16 protein-coding genes and 1 pseudogene are annotated in these 15,341 nt (G+C 68.7%); 6 read left to right on the forward strand and 11 right to left on the reverse strand.

Annotated features, from left to right (window positions below):
• The first annotated feature begins 438 nt into the window (after positions 1–438).
• Positions 439–891, forward strand: a complete 453-nt coding sequence (locus ACFVWD_RS54000) for a hypothetical protein (protein ID WP_389606170.1) — start codon at positions 439–441, stop codon at positions 889–891.
• Here ACFVWD_RS54000 and ACFVWD_RS54005 read toward each other — a convergent pair.
• Positions 801–1,385, reverse strand: coding sequence for a GNAT family N-acetyltransferase (locus tag ACFVWD_RS54005; protein ID WP_389606172.1), 585 nt, complete (start codon positions 1,383–1,385; stop codon positions 801–803). The genes ACFVWD_RS54000 and ACFVWD_RS54005 overlap by 91 nt on opposite strands.
• 265 nt (positions 1,386–1,650) lie before the next feature.
• A complete protein-coding gene (locus ACFVWD_RS54010; RefSeq protein ID WP_389606174.1) occupies positions 1,651–1,956 on the reverse strand; it encodes a hypothetical protein in 306 nt (101 codons plus the stop codon).
• A gap of 18 nt (positions 1,957–1,974) precedes the next feature.
• On the opposite strand from ACFVWD_RS54010, the gene ACFVWD_RS54015 reads away from it, so the two are divergent.
• Both ACFVWD_RS54015 and ACFVWD_RS54020 read left to right on the forward strand, forming a co-directional pair.
• Positions 1,975–2,505, forward strand: coding sequence for a carbonic anhydrase (locus ACFVWD_RS54015; RefSeq protein WP_389606176.1), 531 nt, complete (start codon positions 1,975–1,977; stop codon positions 2,503–2,505).
• 111 nt (positions 2,506–2,616) lie between these two features.
• Positions 2,617–3,687, forward strand: coding sequence for an MBL fold metallo-hydrolase (locus tag ACFVWD_RS54020; RefSeq protein ID WP_389606178.1), 1,071 nt, complete (start codon positions 2,617–2,619; stop codon positions 3,685–3,687).
• A gap of 153 nt (positions 3,688–3,840) precedes the next feature.
• Here ACFVWD_RS54020 and ACFVWD_RS54025 read toward each other — a convergent pair.
• The 4 genes and pseudogenes from ACFVWD_RS54025 to nthB all read right to left on the reverse strand — a co-directional run.
• A pseudogene (locus ACFVWD_RS54025) lies at positions 3,841–4,318 on the reverse strand (oxidoreductase); the annotation flags it as partial.
• A gap of 27 nt (positions 4,319–4,345) precedes the next feature.
• The gene (locus tag ACFVWD_RS54030) at positions 4,346–4,711 is read right to left on the reverse strand and encodes a nitrile hydratase accessory protein (protein ID WP_389606180.1); all 366 of its coding nucleotides are present in this window, start codon (positions 4,709–4,711) and stop codon (positions 4,346–4,348) included.
• Positions 4,708–5,307, reverse strand: a complete 600-nt coding sequence (nthA, locus tag ACFVWD_RS54035; RefSeq protein ID WP_389606182.1) for a nitrile hydratase subunit alpha — start codon at positions 5,305–5,307, stop codon at positions 4,708–4,710. The genes ACFVWD_RS54030 and nthA overlap by 4 nt, the downstream gene beginning before the upstream one ends.
• The gene (nthB, locus tag ACFVWD_RS54040) at positions 5,304–5,969 is read right to left on the reverse strand and encodes a nitrile hydratase subunit beta (protein WP_389606184.1); all 666 of its coding nucleotides are present in this window, start codon (positions 5,967–5,969) and stop codon (positions 5,304–5,306) included. The genes nthA and nthB overlap by 4 nt, the downstream gene beginning before the upstream one ends.
• 361 nt (positions 5,970–6,330) lie before the next feature.
• Between nthB and ACFVWD_RS54045 the strand changes: the two genes are divergently transcribed.
• Positions 6,331–6,513 (forward strand): NmrA family NAD(P)-binding protein, encoded by a 183-nt coding sequence (locus ACFVWD_RS54045; RefSeq protein WP_389606186.1) that lies wholly within the window; start codon positions 6,331–6,333, stop codon positions 6,511–6,513.
• 480 nt (positions 6,514–6,993) lie between these two features.
• Here ACFVWD_RS54045 and ACFVWD_RS54050 read toward each other — a convergent pair whose 3' ends face one another.
• From ACFVWD_RS54050 to ACFVWD_RS54065, 4 genes are all read right to left on the reverse strand, one after another.
• Positions 6,994–9,339: an ABC transporter permease gene (locus tag ACFVWD_RS54050; RefSeq protein WP_389606188.1), complete on the reverse strand. Its 2,346-nt coding sequence runs from the start codon at positions 9,337–9,339 to the stop codon at positions 6,994–6,996.
• The gene (locus tag ACFVWD_RS54055) at positions 9,336–10,028 is read right to left on the reverse strand and encodes an ABC transporter ATP-binding protein (RefSeq protein WP_168499917.1); all 693 of its coding nucleotides are present in this window, start codon (positions 10,026–10,028) and stop codon (positions 9,336–9,338) included. Before ACFVWD_RS54055 ends, ACFVWD_RS54050 begins: the two co-directional genes overlap by 4 nt.
• Positions 10,025–10,549, reverse strand: coding sequence for a PadR family transcriptional regulator (locus ACFVWD_RS54060; protein WP_351317419.1), 525 nt, complete (start codon positions 10,547–10,549; stop codon positions 10,025–10,027). Before ACFVWD_RS54060 ends, ACFVWD_RS54055 begins: the two co-directional genes overlap by 4 nt.
• Before the next feature lie 1,450 nt (positions 10,550–11,999).
• The gene (locus tag ACFVWD_RS54065) at positions 12,000–12,593 is read right to left on the reverse strand and encodes a CGNR zinc finger domain-containing protein (protein ID WP_389606190.1); all 594 of its coding nucleotides are present in this window, start codon (positions 12,591–12,593) and stop codon (positions 12,000–12,002) included.
• A gap of 86 nt (positions 12,594–12,679) precedes the next feature.
• Here ACFVWD_RS54065 and ACFVWD_RS54070 point away from each other — a divergent pair, with 86 nt between their 5' ends.
• Positions 12,680–13,471, forward strand: coding sequence for an MBL fold metallo-hydrolase (locus ACFVWD_RS54070; RefSeq protein ID WP_389606191.1), 792 nt, complete (start codon positions 12,680–12,682; stop codon positions 13,469–13,471).
• A 92-nt stretch (positions 13,472–13,563) separates the two neighbouring features.
• Here the strand turns inward: ACFVWD_RS54070 and ACFVWD_RS54075 are convergent, their stop codons facing one another.
• Complete coding sequence (locus ACFVWD_RS54075) at positions 13,564–14,721, reverse strand: RNA-guided endonuclease InsQ/TnpB family protein (protein ID WP_389606193.1); 1,158 nt, start codon at positions 14,719–14,721, stop codon at positions 13,564–13,566.
• 23 nt (positions 14,722–14,744) lie between these two features.
• Between ACFVWD_RS54075 and tnpA the strand changes: the two genes are divergently transcribed.
• On the forward strand, positions 14,745–15,173 hold the full coding sequence (gene tnpA / locus ACFVWD_RS54080) for an IS200/IS605 family transposase (RefSeq protein ID WP_389606195.1): 429 nt from the start codon (positions 14,745–14,747) through the stop codon (positions 15,171–15,173).
• Positions 15,174–15,341 lie beyond the last annotated feature (168 nt).

Here is a 15,341-nt window from a genome sequence, read left to right on the forward strand (position 1 = left end):
TGGAAAGAGGCACTGAACCAGTTCTCACTCTTCTTCGAGGACCGGCTCAGCATCCAATGAAACCAGGCGACTTACACAAGATCACTGACACGCCCACAAGACGCCTCCTGCGGCCAATGTGTCAGGCGTTGCGTGATCGACTTGCCCGCGCTGCGCCAGGTCGTGGGGGCGCCGGAGACGTCGAGGGCGTTGCGGGTGTGCGATGTGGTGGTGTGGATGAACCACCGTGCTCTGGGCCACCCCTGCCTCTGAGGATGCCAACCGCCAACGCGACCCGAGGGGACGTTCTGGCGTATGAGGGTGACGGACTTTACCAACCGTCGCTGGGTGTGTGGGACGTTCGCGTGGAGTGGTCCGGGGACGTGGGGGAGGGGTGTGGACTCGGGGCCCGGAGTGCCGCCACCGGGGCGGTTCCCGGTTCGGAGGGGGCGGTGCGGGGTGGGTGGTCGGCTGGTGGTGGGCGAGTTACGCGTGCAGGAGATCGTCCGTGGGGACGGGCGGGTTTCCTGCACGGTCGTGGACACGGACTGCTCGGTGGTGGCGGAGGCGGACGGGTTCCTGCGTACCTGCGCGGCGGGTACGGACCGTACCTACGCGTATGTGCTGGTGGATCATCTGCGGTGGCTGCGGTTCGCGGGGCTGGACGCAGGGTCGGTGTCGCTGCAGGAGCTGCGGCACTACATGGCGGCTTTGGGGGCGGATTATCCGGGGCCGTTCGGGCTGCCGGGGCGGGAGAACAAACGCCCGTACGGGCACAGCGCGTTGAAGACCGCGGCGGCCTGCCTGAAGGGTTTCTGCCTTCACCTGGGCATCCGGGGTGTGAACCGGTCGCTGGCGGAGGCGCTGCGTGTGCCGACGGCGGCGCTGCGCTTGGTGCCTTCCAGGAGGTAGCCGGACTTGGTGGCGACCCTGCAGGAGGCATGGTTGCGCGTCGAGTGGTCCAGCTGCAGGCGGTGGAAGCCGATCTCGTCCAGGGCCCAGGCGGTGAGCGCCGTGAGGGCGCGAGAGGCGACACCGGCGCCGCGGGCGGCCGGGAGCACCCAGTACGCGACGCCGGCGATGCCGTCGTCGAAGTCCAGGCCGCGCAGTGCGATCCGGCCGAGCACCTGGCCGTCGTCGCGGGTGATCGCCCAGTGGCCGCCCTTCTCGCGTTCCCAGTCCTGGCGGTATGCGTCGAACCATTCCCGGACCTGGGTCTCGGTGGCGGGCCGCCGCGTGTGCCAGCGGTGGATCTTGTGGTCCTGGTAAGCGGAGAGGAATGCTGGTGCGTCGGCTGGTTCCCAGGGGCGTAACAGCAGACCCCCGGTGGCGGGAAGCGCAGGTTGGGGGGAGTCAGCGAGGAAGCCGGAGGGAATGGCGGGTGGCGTCGACAGAGTGCGAGTCATGGACCACGTTCGCCCGGCGGTGACCACGCACGTCAAGGGCAGTAGCGGCTCACCCCCGCCTGCGTGGGGAGGACGGGCCCAGAGAAACCGACGGAACGGGTCTCTGCCGGTGACGGAAGTCAAGGTGGGGGCCCGCTTCTCGTTGTGCTGGCGGCTGTGAGGCATGGCTCAGCGTTGTCAGGACATGTGAAGGGCCCCGGCTCATGAGCTATCTCACGGGCGGGGCCTGTCTTTGTTGTGCTGCGGTGCGCGGGACCGGATCGGTCTACGCCGCTGGTGTCAGGTGCCCCGTTGGGGTCCAGGTCTTCCGCTCTTTGGTCTGGCGGCGATGGTGGGTGCGGCGCCGTGGGCGCTCGCCGCCGAGGGCGAGGGTGTCGAGCCACTTTCTGATCTTGCGGCGGTTGGCGTGGGCCAGTTGGAAGGCGAGGAGGATCGTCTGCGCGGCGATGCCGCGGATGCCGCAAAGTCGAGTGGCATGGGAGGTCGAGTGGCATGGGAGGCAGCGGCGGGCCACGATGGGCGGCAACTGGAGGTCGCCGTCGGCGTCACCGGGAGTCCAGGCCCAGAGCAAGAAGGGGTTACCGTCACAGTGATCGACACGGACGAGCTGGCCAAGCGGAACGCCGGGTTCGCCGACGGCGGATCATTCGCCAACCTCAAGCTCATGCCCAGTGGCAGTCTGACGGTCATCGGATGCGTCGACCCTCGTGTCGACCCGTCCGACGTGCTCGGGCTCAAGCTTGGCGAGGCAGCGGTGATTCGCAACGTCGGAGGGCGGGTCACGCCCGCGACACTCCGGACGCTGGAGATGCTCTCGAAGGTCGTCCAGGCCCGCGCGGGCGGACCTCGCCCGGGCGACGTCCACTATGCGGTCCTGCACCACATCGACTGCGGGATCACGGACCTGGCAGCGTTCCCCGAGCTGCTGGCCGATTACTTCGAAGTTCCGGCCGGAGACCTGGACGCCAAGGCGGTCACCGACCCGGTCGCCGCCGTCCGCGTCGACGTCGAAATCCTCAAGCAGAAGCTACTGGCCGGAGTCTTCGTCTCAGGGCTCGTGTACGACGTGGCCACCGGGCTCATCGACGTCGTCGTACCGCCCGTGCGAGTGGAAGCGTGACACCGCGCGGCGCCTGCGGCCGGTCCGGCCGGCGTGACCGCCGTGGGCCTGCGGCCTGTACCGGGATCTGCTTCCCCGGCCGGTCGTATCGGCGGAGAGGCGCTTTCTAGCATGTGCGACGATCACGGGTACTCGGCGGCCGAGGCGGCGTGGTCAGCGCCTCGGATCGCGGAGGGAGCGGCTGTTGACCCGGTGGCGCTGCCCGAGGTCGACGAAGTCAGGGTCACGACGATGGTCGACAACACCTTCGACGCCCTGCTGGTCTCTGCCGAAGGCGTCACCCGGGCGTCGATCGGTGCCGGGCGGACCGCCGCGCGGCAGTTCGCCGGCGGCGAGGCCCTTGCGGGGCTGCGTGCCGAGCACGGTTTCTCCGCCCTGGTTACCGTCCAAAGCGGGAACGCGAGCAGCACGCTGCTGTTCGATACCGGCGCGTCGCCGGACGGGCTGGCGGTGAACGCCGAGCGTCTCGGCATCGATGTCGGCGACCTGCAGGGCGTCGTACTCAGCCACGGACACTTCGACCACGCGGGCGGCTTCGACGGCCTGGCCCGGCTGCGCGGGCGTTCCGGCCTGCCGCTGACCGTCCACCCCGCGGTCTGGACCCGCCGCCGCCTGGCACTACCCGCCGGCCAGGGTCTGGAGATGCCCACGCTGTCACGGGCTGCCCTGGCACGCGAAGGGTTCGAGGTAATCGAACGGCGGCAGCCGTCGCTGCTGGCCGGCGGCATCCTGATCACCGGCGAGGTGGACCGCGTCACCGAGTTCGAGCACGGCATGCCGCAGGCACACCAAGCCTGGGACGGGAACGGCTGGCGACACGACCCCGCCGTCGTCGACGACCAGGCACTCGTCATCAACGTGCGCGGCCGGGGACTTGTCATCATCACCGGGTGCGGCCACGCCGGAGTGGTCAACATCATCCGCCACGCCATGAGACTGACCGGCGTCAGCAAACTGCTGGCCCTCATCGGCGGCTTCCACCTGAGCGGCCCCGCCTTCGAGCCGGTCATCGGCCCGACGGTGGCCGCGCTCACTGAACTCGCACCCCAGCTGATCGTCCCCGGTCACTGCACCGGCTGGCGCGCCCAGCACACCCTCTCCGCGGCTCTCCCGGACGCATGGGTGCAGACGAGCGTCGGAACCACCTACACACTCAGCGCCGCGCAGGAGGGTGATGCCTGATCCCGGCTCAGCAGTACCCCGGCTCAACCGGTGCAGCAGGAAGTGCAGCGTCGGCGGTACGCGAACGGGCTTCCGGAGGTACCTCGGATGGCACGGGGCGGTGGAAGCCGGCCGGCTGAGCGTTGCGACGCCGCCTCCTGCCGCGTCCGCCTGTATGACCTGCGCCTCCTGGTTGTCCTCGAAGTAGCGGCCGGTCACGGCATCCAGCAGCGGCGACGCGGCGAGCAGCACGGACGTCGTGGCCCCTGCGCCGGAGTCCTGTAGTGCGGCAGAGGGGTGAGGTTCCCGTTCTCGTCCATCACGCCGAACGCACGCAGGGTGTCGTCGTCGGGATGGCGCTGGAGGTTGGTGAGGATGAACCCGGGGTTGACCGTGTTGGCCGTGATGCCGTCGACTGCTCAGCGGCGGGCGCCTACGGCGAACAGGACGTCGGCGGTCTTGGACTGCCCGTAGGCCGACCACGGGTCGTGGGGTCGCCGCTCGAAGTGTGGGTCGTCGAAGTCGAAGGATGTCCAGCGGTGGGCGCCGGAGCTACGACCACGATGCGGGCCGAGCCTGCCTTGCGCAGCGAACCGTGCAGCGCGCCGGCCAGGACGAAGTGCCCGAGGAAATTGGTGGCGAGCTGCATCTCGGGGAGAACACCGGGAGTGCACTGCGGTCAGTGCGGGTGGTCGTGGAGGTCGGAGTGGTCACGGTGGTCGTGGCCCGGGGGGCGTTGGGCCAGGGCTTGGGCGCGTGTGGTGACCTCGTCCGTGGACACGGCGCACAAGCCCGTGAGCACATCCTCCAGGGCGGCCAGCCAGAGCCTGTAGTAGTTGTACGGTTCGTCCCGCTCCGCCGAGGCTTCCCAGGCGGCGATCCGGGCGATCAGTGCGGCCTGGAATTCCGGCCAGGTGAACGCTCCCGCGTCGTACAGGGTGACGGCCATCCCGAAGGCGCGGCTTTCCCACGGCTCGGCGAACACCAGCTCGCCGTTGGCGCGGGGCGGTGCGGCGGGGCCCTCGATGTCCAGAGGTGCGCTCATGGTGCCGCCACCTTGGCCACGCCGACCATGGCGTCCCTCGTCACCAGAGGCACGAGTTCTTCCTCGGTCAGATGCTCGGTGCCGGACGGCCGCTCGGGCAGCACCAGCCAGCGCACTTCGCTGGTGGAGTCGCGGACGGTGATCCGTACATCGTCGGCCAGCTCGAGTCCCATCTCGGACAGCACCGCGCGCGGTTCCTTCACCACCCGGGCGCGGTAGGCGGGATCCTTGTACCAGCTCGGCGGCAGGCCGAGCACCGGCCAGGGGTAGCACGAGCACAGCGTGCAGACCACCACGTTGTGCGTGGTGGAGGTGTTCTCCACCACGACGATGTGCTCGCCCTGGAACCCTCCGAAGCCCAGTTCCTTGATGGCGGCCGTGCCGTCCTCGAGCAGTCGGCGACGGTACTCGGGGTCCGTCCAGGCCCTGGCGACGACCTTCGCGCCGTTGAGCGGTCCGATGTTGGTCTCATAGGTGGTGATGAGCCCGTTTATCGCCTTCGGGTCGATCAGGCCCCGCTCGGTGAGCAACTGCTCGAGCGCCTCGGTGCGCAAGGCCGGGGGAAGGTGCTCGGCCGATCCGGCGGTGGTGGTCATGAGGTGGTCTCCAGGTAGCTCTCGAACAGTTCTATGGTGAGCTCGAATGGCTCGGCGTCGGTGCCCCACAAGTCATGTGAGTCGAAGCGCACCGAGTAGACGTACTGCGGGTTCTCGCCCAGGAAGTGCGCGTTGGTGTCCGGCAGTACGCCGGCGGGCTGAATGATGTCGACAACGCCGGCATGCCCTCGCACATAGCGCGGGAGTCTGGTGTGTCCGGACGGCGACATGTCCTTGGCGCGTACGCGCTCGCCGACGGCGAAGGCGGGCGCGGTGTCGAGGGAGCGCAGCGTGCCCTCGGCGGTCGGCGCGTAGTCGGGCTTGGTCGGCTCCGGGATCGGGGGCTCCTCCATGTGCTCGCCGCGGAGGTTGCGGGCGCGGGCGTCGACCGCACCAGGTGCCAAGATGGCGCTGTCGAGGAGTCTCAGCTCTCCGGCGTTGAGCCAGCGCCCGTAGTAGCCGTCGTTGATGTAGTGCGCTCGGTCCAGGCGCTCCAGCGCGTGCCGGAAGGAGTCCAGGTTTCCCCCGGACACCCGGTTCGAGAGGATCGCGAGCGCGAATGCCCGGCTCTCCCAGGGCTCTGCGAAAACAGGTTCATCCCGTCTCGGCGGATGCATGGAGCCCCAGCCTGGGGCTCCTCCCATGTCGGCAATACCATCCATGGTCGTACCTCTCTTTTGCGAGCAATAGCGGACATAGTTAGATGAATTGTATTTGGGTGATATCTCTGGCGTCACTGTGTGAGCTGCGCTCCAAGCCGCTGGTTGCGGCGCCTGCCGCGGATGCGTCGGGCTCATTGCCCCGCGTGCCCGGGAGCGGCGGCGGGGCGGGCGAGCGGGCCAGGCCTTGGACGCATGCCGATCTCTTCGCCGGCAGCAGCATGTCGGCGATCGCCGTGGACGGACTCACCCGGATCTCTGCCCGCGAGGATCCGATCGTCTCAGGAGCAATGTTCCCTGGGGTGGTCCGGGGCTGGACGTCACCCCGGTTGCGCCCGGGTCGTGCGGGCCGCAGGCTGCCCCCATGGACTACAGCCCGGAAGCAGGTGTGCGGCCCATTCTGGTGACCGGTGCTACGGGCAGCGTCGGGGCCGTCGGCAGGACCGTGGTCGAAGGTCTTCGGCGCCGGGGCCTCCAGGTCCGTGCTCTGGTGCGCCGGGATGACGACCGTGCCCAGGCGCTGCGCGCGACGGGCGATGATCAGTGACGTCGTGGGAAACGATCTTCAGGGGTCCTGATGTCGTGCCTGGCCAGCGCATTCCGTCGGTTCCCCGCCCACGATGAGCGGGTTGCCGAACGCGTCCGGCTCACCCCTGCCTGCGCGGGGAGGACCCGGCGACGCTCGGCACCGGATTCCGCGAAGCCGACCGGGACTGTCACGGTCGACGACAGGCTTTGGCGCGGCCCGAATCGCCGCCTGAGCCGGCCGGGCTGCTCGACGCTGTCGGCGATGCTCGATGCCTGCTCTAGGTGACGCAGCGAGCCGTTCGGCTGCAGAGCTCTGCCTGGTCGCTGTCGGCAGGCTCCCGGCCGACGCCGTCTGATGGCGTGCTCGCCTCGACTGCGGATCCTGCTGTGCGCCGAGGTTGCCCTGACGGTGACTGTGCTGATGCCGACCGGGCTTGCCTGCGTGCAGGAGTGGGCTCCTCCTGGCAGGAGGAGCCCACTTCGGGGGATGTGTGAGGGGTTATTCCGTGCGCAGGCCTTCCGGGCGCATCATCCGCAGCAGCGGCGGCAGGCTGAGCAGCGTGACCACGCCGACCACGGCCGCGCCCACGCCGGTCATGGTCAGGACACTCGCCCAGTCCATGGCCACCGGTGTACGGGTCATCTTCAGCAGCACCGAGCCGAGGGTGATACCCACCGTTGTGGCCAGCACGAGGCCGAGCCCGACCGGGAGGGCCGTTTGCCACAGCACCGACAGGCTCAGCGTGCGGCGCCGGGTGCCGAAGGCGACCAGTGCGGAGAGCAGCTTCCTGCGCTCGCGCAGCTGTTCCAGCTGGGAGACCAGCAGACTCGCGCCGATCAGTGCCAGCACGAAGGCGGAGCCGACGAACAGGCCGGTGCGGATGGAGGCGTATTTGGCGTCCTCCTGGGTCGCCGACCAGCTGTAGGTGCGTGCCAGGGGGTCGATCCGGGCGACGACGTTGCGTATGTACTCCCGTGAGTCCGGCACCGACGGGTCCAGACGCAGGTAGACACCGTCCGAGAACACTGCGGGCGCGGCCTCGGCGGGCAGGGCGGCGGGGGTGACCAGCAGACCGTTGGCGTCCTGCAGTGAGTCCTTGCGCGCGTCCACCACCCGCACGTTCGCCGGAACGGTCCAGGGCACCTCGAGGCCGCGTTCGGCGCCGTCGTACGACGGGTCGATGTAGAGCTGCCGACCGGGCTTCACCACGGCGATTTCGTCGGCGTTGCTGGGGGAGGTGTAGTGGCTCCTCGTTCGCGTGATGAACACGTCGCCGTCCTTGCAGGAGGGAAGCGTGGCGAGTTCGCGCAGGGCGGTGCAGTTACCCACGGTGAGGCCGTTGCTGTTCTTCGGGTTGCGACGTGCGTCCCCGTACTGCGAGATGGCCGGGGCCACTGCGGCCCGTACCCCCTTGGTGCCGGTGAATTCGCGCTCGATGCCGGACAGCGGCTTGCGGTCGCTGAAGTCGACCTGCATCTGGACCCGGCCGGGGTCCTTGCCGGTGGCCTTGGTGTACTGGCTCTGCGTTCCCGTGAACAGCATCTGCAGGGCGATGGCTCCGGCCACGGCGACGGCGATGCCGTTGACCATGCGTGCGGCGGTTCCGCTGCTCAGCTGCAGCCGCCGTACCGCGAGCTGCCAGGACAGCGCGCCCTTGCCGAGGCGGACGACGACCGCCTCCACGACCCAGGGGAGCAGCGCGGTGATGCCGATCAGCAGCAGCAGCACGCCGCTGATGACGAGGTACTGGTTGAAGTCGCCGTTCTTGCGGCCCTTGCCGATCATCGGGTAGAGCATCGCGAGGCCGGCCAGCGGCGGCAGCAGCCGCCACCACAGCCGGCGGCGGCGCTGCTTGGCCGTGCGCACGACGCCAAGCGGTTCCACCACCACGCCGCGCATCGCGAGCAGCGTGACGAGTACGGCGGCGGCCGGGATCGCCACCGCGACCAGCGCGGCGAGCACGGGGGAGGGATCGAGGTAGCTGGGCCAGACGCTCACGCCCAGCACCTCGGTGGAGCCCAGCGTCTGACGGCCGAGGAGGAAGAAGCCGGTGCCGATGACCAGGCCGAGCAGGGCTCCGGCGAGTGCTTCGCCCGCCGCGATCCGCCGGGTCATGTGGCTGTCCGAGCCGACCAGGCGCAGCGCGGCCAGTCGGCGGTCGCGGCGCTCGCCGCCGAAGCGGACGGCGGCGGCGATGAACACGGCGACCGGGGTCAGCAGCACCACGAACACGACCAGGACCATGAGCAGCAGCACCGGGTCGGTCTTCTCGGGTGTCGCGTCCGGTTTGCCATACTCGGCCAGCCGGTGCACCGGGGAGAAGCCCGTGAGTTTCAGCCCCGAAGCACCCGCGTAGTAGGCCAGTTCGTGGGAGCCGATGAGTCCGCTCTCGCCGATCGTGCCGGTGATCTTGTACGGCAGGCGCTCCCGCAGCAGTTTCGCGTCGTCCGAGTCCAGCAGGTCCTTGAGCGCGGGGGAGACCACCATCTCGCCCTTGCCCGGGAAAGCGTCGACTCCCGGGGGCAGCGGCGCCCGTTTGCCCTCGGGTTCGACGAACCGGCCCAGGATGTCGTCGTCGTGCCAGGTGGTGTCGGCTTGGGCGATCAGGAAGGTGTTGTCGGCCTTGGACGGGACTTTCTGGGAGTACACGTTGGCATAGCGGGCGTCCTCCACCCGGGTGCGGGCGGCGAAGACGTTGGGCAGGGCGGTGCACAGCAGGAGCAGTGCCACGCCGAGGCCGACACCGACCGCGGTCAGCGTCATCCGGACCCAGCCCTCGCGGCCGCCGGTGACGGCGAAGCGGGCTCCCATGGCCAGGTCTCTGGCCCACTGGCGAGGACTCATACGGCGCGCTCCATGTCGCGGGACTTGCCGTCGCGGACGACGATCTCGCGGTCGGAGTAGGCGGCCACGCGTGTCTCGTGGGTGACGAGGACGACGGCGGCGTTGGTGGAGCGGGCCGCGTCGGTGAGCAGGTCCATCACGCGCTCGCCGTTGTAGGAGTCGAGCGCGCCGGTCGGTTCGTCGGCGAACAGCAGGCGCGGTCCGGTGACCAGCGCGCGGGCCACGGCGACGCGCTGGCCCTGGCCGCCGGAGACCTCGCCGGGCCGCTTGCCCTTCAGGTCGTCGACCTCCAGGCGTTCCATCCAGCCGAGCGCCGCCCGCTCGGCTTCCTTGCGGGAGGTGCCGTTCAGCCTGAGCGGCAGGGCGACGTTCTCCACGCAGGTCAGTTCCGGCACGAGCTGCCCGAACTGGAATACGAAGCCGAACTCGGAGCGGCGTAACGCGCTGCGCTGGGCATTGCTCATCGTCGTCACCTCGCGGCCGTTGTAGGTGATCGACCCGGAGTCGGGCGGCAGGATGCCCGCGAGGCAGTGCAGCAGCGTCGACTTGCCGGAGCCGGAGGGGCCCATGACGGCGACGACTTCGCCGGGGTGGATGGAGAACTCGGCGCCGTCGAGGGCGTGGGTGTGCCCATAGGTCTTGCGCAGGTCCTGCGCGGTGAGCAGGGAACCAGGGGGAGAAGTCGTCATCGGGCTACAGCCTCACGGAGTTTGTCGAGTCGGGCGGCGGTCAGCTCCAGCCAGCGCAGGTCCGCCTCCAGGTGGAAGAGGGCGTGGTCGCAGATCAGCTGGTCCGCCAGATCGCCCTTGCGCTTGCGGTCGGTCAGGATGCGCATGCTGCGCAGGTGCTCAGAGCGTTGGGTGTCCAGGATGTCGGCGGCGTCCCGGTGGGTGAGCAGCGCGAGGACGACTTTGGTGTAGAGGGCCGACTGGAGGTACTCCTCCGGCTTCTCCGGGGTCGCCAGCCACCGCTGTACGTCGGTGATGCCGGCGTCGGTGATCGCGTAGCGCTTGCGCTCGGGACCGCCGCCCGCCTCGATCCCGTCGACCTCGACGAGACCGTTCTTCAGCAGCCGGGACATCGTCGAGTAGACCTGGCCGTAGTGCAGCGGCCGGTCGTGACCGAACTTCTCGTCGAAGGCCCGCTTGAGGTCGTAGCCGTGTCGCGGGCCGGACTCCAGGAGCCCCAAAAGGGTGTGACCGATGGACATGACCCGCACTCTACACACCGTGTATACGCGGCGTGTATACACCGAGTGTGCAGGTCGTGGCGGGGTGTACGACAGTGCAGGTGAGGGAGCCGGGAATTCCGATCGTCACGGTTCGGAAACAGGCAGTCACCCCCGCCTGCGCGGGGAGGACGCGATCCGGTCCGTCACGTAGGCCATCAGCGGCGGCTCACCCTCGCCTGCGCGGGGAGGACGGCACCGCCTGGATCCTGTCGGACACGGTCTTCGGCTCACCCCCGCTTGCGCGGGGAGGACGGCGAGACGGAGGCCCATCAGTGGTCACCTGTGGAACGTCACGCAATTCCCCGCCAGCCGCGTCGACTTCCCCGCCCGCACGTTCGACTGGGGCTGACACCTCCTGTGGCGAGTGAGCTGCATGAGGTCAGCTCCGGTCGGCTCACCTGATAAGAGTTTTGCTTGTGCCCACTCCATGCCTCAGGATCCCGATGTGGCAGACATTGGACCTGCCGAAGATGGGATGCCGGAGGGGCTGCTGGGCTGGTGCCTGGTGGCCGATGTCGCGTGGGAAACCGCCCGCGGCGAGGGCGGCCTCGACGTCCAGTGCGGCACGCGGCACTTTGCGCCAGGGGCGTTGTTGTGGATCCCGCCAGTCCAATGGGACCCGGCCATTGGCGCGTGCGGGCCGTGGGTCGGCACCGAGGTAACGCTCGCCGGTACGTCAACATGGTCGTGCGTGTGGACGTCCTGGAGAACTTCCGGGTCAAGGGCGTTTACAGCGAGAGGCTTGTCCGGGCCCTCAACGGCTACGACCACGATCCCGCTGCGCCGCGAACCCTCCAAGACCCGTGGTCTCGCGAGCGGGCTCAGAGTTGGGCAGACAGCTGGAATCAACCCCGTGAGCTGGTTCGCATCGACGGGCACCTTCAGGCAGGGCTCTTCGTGCCCAGCCCTCCGCCCGCAGAGCTCCAGGTCGACGGTGAGACCCTGCACCTGGCCCACTACAGCGCAAAGGGCCCTCACTACAGCCGCATGCCCCCTCCGGTAGAACGGGCCCCGAAGAGCTGAGTCAGCCTCTCGAACATGCGGGCGGGGAAGTTGACGCCGACGTACAGCAATCCGCCAGGCGCGGAACATCCTGGACCGCCTCACTCAGCCGGTTCCGCTTACCGACGCCGAAATCCCGGAATTGGTTCGAGAGCTGACCGAAGCGGTAGACCGCGCCGGGAACGGACTGACTCCCAGCGAGCAGCGCAGGGCGCGATCCTGGATGGAAAGGCCGGCTCAGCCGGAAGCGGCCCGCACTCCCTTCGAGCGTGAAGCGCTCATGCCGGAAAGCTTGCGCTCTGCCGCCACCGCCATTCGTGGGGCTGGCTTCGTTCGCGAGATCGGACAGCAGATATCCAGCACTTTGAACCGCAGTGGGCCTGGGCGTTGTTCGGTTCAGCGCTGGTGGTCACTGGGTGGCTGAGCGTCATTGGGAGGTGGTGCGGCGGGCGTAGGCGCGGGCGGCTCGAGCGCGGTCGCCGCAGCGGGTTGAGCACCAGTGACGGCGGCCGTGGCGGAGCAGGTAGCGGTTGCAGGGTGCAGAGCCGCAGGCGGTGAGGCGGTCCGCGTCGGGGCCCGTGAGCAGGTTGGAGGCATCAGCGGCGAGAGTGGCCAGGGCGTGGTCCACGATCGCGGTGGTGGGGTGGGGGGTGGCGCGGTAGGGGCCGGTCTTGGCGTCCCACTGCAACAGCGGGGCGGTGGGGACGCGGGTCATCGCGTCGTTGATGGCCCTGACCGCGGCGGGGAGGGCGGGCAGCCCTTCGGCGCGGGAGGCGAACAGCGACCTGATCTGTTCGCGCAGCGAGCGCAGCTGTGTCGCGCATATCTCCCGCATGCCGGCGTCGACCGGAGCGAGACCGCGTTCCGTCAGCCAGTGGTTCGCCTGCGCGGGAGTGCCCAGAAGATCGACCGTGTGCCCGCCGGCCAGCGCGATCGCGCTGTTGGCAAGGGCGAGAGAGAGGTGCTCTTGCTCGCCCTGTGCGGGCGGCAGGCTGGGCTGTTCGATCACGGACTCCTTCATGTTCCTCATGGTACGGCTTGCATGCATCCGTGAGAAGCGGCTACGGTCGTCTCACGGTTCAACGATATCTATCCGTGAGGCGCTTGGTGTCTTCTCTCCCCGCAACGACCAGCCCCTTCCCTGTCCGCGTCTTCGGCGGCCCGACCGCCCTCTTCGAGTACGGCGGCCTGCGCTTCCTGACCGATCCGACCTTCGACGCCCCGGGCGACTACGCCCGTCCCGACGGCCGGTTCCTGACCAAGACCGCCCTCTCCAGCGGCACCCCCGCCGACCTCGGCCCCATCGACGTGGTCCTGCTCTCGCACGACGAGCACCCCGACAACCTCGACACCTCCGGCCGGGCCCTGCTCGCCGACGTCCCGCTCACCCTCACCACCCCCGGCGGCGGACAGCGCCTGGAGGAGAAGGCCAAGGGCCTGGCCGACTGGGAGTCCATCGAGCTGAACCGCCCCGATGGCGGCACGATCACCGTGACCGGCGTCCCCGCCGTCCACGGCCCCGGCCCGCGTGAGGAGGTCGAGCCGATCACCGGCCAGGTCGTCGGCTTCATCCTGACCGGAGAGGGCCTGCCGACCGTCTACGTCAGCGGCGACAACGCCTCCCTCGACGCGGTCAAGGAGATCGCCGAGCGCTTCGCCCCCATCGACACCGCCCTCCTCTTCGCCGGCGCCCCCCGCTTCCCCGCACTTTTCGACAACCAGCTGATCGTCCTCAACAGCGCCCAGGCCGCCGAGGCCGCCCAACTCCTCGACGCCCGCCGCGTGGTCCCCGTCCACTACGACAGCTGGGCCCACTTCACCGAAGGCCACGACGAACTGGCAGCCGCCTTCACCGCCGCCGGTCTGGCCGACCGCCTGGACTGGGGCCAGCGAGACTGACCTCCAGCGCGTCAACTTGACCCGGTCCTGAAGGACCGGGCTTGGAGGTAGAGCCCAACTGGCTGCTGGGTGGTCTCCTCCGTTCAGACCCCCTATGGGGTGGCAGGGATGCGTGACTCACGCCCCGCATTCCACACGCTCTCGCCACGGGTGGCGATGTTGTGGGAAGCATTCCGGTCGGCGTGGGCAACGACCCCGCACCCCCGGCAGATGAAAAGCTCCTGGTCGAGACGGTTTCGCTTGTCGACGTGGCCGCACTCGGCGCACGTCTGCGACGTGTACGCGGGATCAACGAAGACCAGGGGCACCCCGGCCCGCTTGGCCTTGTAGACGATGAAGTCTCCGAGCTGGGCGAATGCCCAAGAGTGGAGTGCGACCCGTTGGGGCTTGAGGAGCCGTACCCGGTTGCGGATGCCCTTGAGTTCTTCGAGGGACAGGCCGCGTCCGGTGCGTTCAGCCTCGGTCACGATCGTCTTGGAGATGATGTGGTTGGTGTTCGCGGCGTGCCGCGCTTCCTTGCGGGCACGGGCCTTGAGCCGCCGCTTGGCGCTCTTGGTGCGCTTCTTCTGGAGCTTGGCACGCAGGGCGAGCTGTCGCTTGCGGTACCGGTTGAGCCCCCGCCCGGCGGCGAGGTAGCCGGTGGAGGCGGTGGCGATGTTCTCGATCCCGAGGTCCACGCCGATGAAGCCGTCCGGCTCGTACTGCTCGGCCTCGGGCACGTCACAGGTGGCGACGAGGTAGAACACGCCGTCGCGCTCGATCAGGTCGGATTCGCCCTGCCGGTGCGCCTGGAGCATCTTGAGCGCGTCCGGGGAGCACACGAATGAGACGTTCTTGGCCCGGCCGTCCACGGTCCAGATGGACACGGTCTGCTGGTCGTACTGCCAGCTCAAACACCGGTCGTCATACGGCTGCGCGGCCTGAGGCCGGAACGTGATCGGCTTGGACTCGGCCTTGCGGCGACGCTTAGAGCCTTCCTTGCCGAGGTTCCCGGCACGGATGTTGGCCTTGAGCGTGGTGTACGAGTCGCGCACCTTCTTGATGACGTGTTGCGCGGCCTGCGCTCCCAGCCCACGGGCTTTGAGTTTGGCGTAGGTGTGCTTGCGCAGCTCGTACTCACGCGGCACGCCGTGCTCGAACGCCACCTCCGACACCCAGTTCGCGGCGTCATTGACCGTGCGCAGGGTGCGCTCAAGCACGGATGCCTGCACGGCATCCGGCACGAGTTTGACCTGCGTCACGATCTTCATGGGAGTGATCGAAACATTGATCCATGTCACCACGCTGGGAGCCAAACCCCGATATCCGTAGGGGCCGTAGCGTCGTCTACACCCTCCACGCACACTTGGTCTTCACCCCCAAGTATCGGCACGGACCATTCACCGACGAGATCCTTCGGCGCTGCGAAGAGGTCATGCGCGACGTGTGCACCGACTTCGGCGCGGAGCTGCGGGAGTTCAACGGCGAACGCGATCACGTCCACCTGCTCGTGCACTACCCGCCCAAGGTCGCCATCTCCCGACTCGTAGGCTCCCTCAAGGGTGTCTCCGCCCGGCGCCTGCGGCAGGAGTTCCCCGGCCACATCCGCAAGTACCTGTGGGGTGAGCACTTCTGGTCGCCGTCCTACTTCGCCGCCTCGTGCGGGGGCGCCCCGCTCGCCGTCATCAAGGAGTACATCGAGAACCAGAAACGTCCCGGCTGAGGTCAATAGCGCAGACCCGTGCACCCGCGCGGGTCAGAGCAACGTTAAGAAGCGCTTCCTCCCGGGCGTGAACGACTCCGTTGGGAAATCCGTAAACCGGGTGTGGGCGGGCCTCTATGCGGCCAGGTCAAGTCGGGCCAGATGCGAGGTCCTGGTCTGGCCGAGTGA

Source organism: Streptomyces sp. NPDC058086 (assembly GCF_042885015.1).
Taxonomy (GTDB): Bacteria; Actinomycetota; Actinomycetes; order Streptomycetales; family Streptomycetaceae; genus Streptomyces.

Excerpts from the sequence above, each read along its gene's own strand:
- ACFVWD_RS54005 (WP_389606172.1), bottom strand. The coding sequence starts at position 1,385 with ATGACTCGCACTCTGTCGACGCCACCCGCCATTCCCTCCGGCTTCCTC.
- ACFVWD_RS54020 (WP_389606178.1), top strand. The coding sequence starts at position 2,617 with ATGTGCGACGATCACGGGTACTCGGCGGCCGAGGCGGCGTGGTCAGCG.
- ACFVWD_RS54030 (WP_389606180.1), bottom strand. The coding sequence starts at position 4,711 with ATGAGCGCACCTCTGGACATCGAGGGCCCCGCCGCACCGCCCCGCGCC.
- nthA (WP_389606182.1), bottom strand. The coding sequence starts at position 5,307 with ATGACCACCACCGCCGGATCGGCCGAGCACCTTCCCCCGGCCTTGCGC.
- nthB (WP_389606184.1), bottom strand. The coding sequence starts at position 5,969 with ATGGATGGTATTGCCGACATGGGAGGAGCCCCAGGCTGGGGCTCCATG.
- ACFVWD_RS54045 (WP_389606186.1), top strand. The coding sequence starts at position 6,331 with ATGGACTACAGCCCGGAAGCAGGTGTGCGGCCCATTCTGGTGACCGGT.
- ACFVWD_RS54050 (WP_389606188.1), bottom strand. The coding sequence starts at position 9,339 with ATGAGTCCTCGCCAGTGGGCCAGAGACCTGGCCATGGGAGCCCGCTTC.
- ACFVWD_RS54055 (WP_168499917.1), bottom strand. The coding sequence starts at position 10,028 with ATGACGACTTCTCCCCCTGGTTCCCTGCTCACCGCGCAGGACCTGCGC.
- ACFVWD_RS54060 (WP_351317419.1), bottom strand. The coding sequence starts at position 10,549 with ATGTCCATCGGTCACACCCTTTTGGGGCTCCTGGAGTCCGGCCCGCGA.
- ACFVWD_RS54065 (WP_389606190.1), bottom strand. The coding sequence starts at position 12,593 with ATGAAGGAGTCCGTGATCGAACAGCCCAGCCTGCCGCCCGCACAGGGC.
- ACFVWD_RS54075 (WP_389606193.1), bottom strand. The coding sequence starts at position 14,721 with ATGAAGATCGTGACGCAGGTCAAACTCGTGCCGGATGCCGTGCAGGCA.
- tnpA (WP_389606195.1), top strand. The coding sequence starts at position 14,745 with ATGTCACCACGCTGGGAGCCAAACCCCGATATCCGTAGGGGCCGTAGC.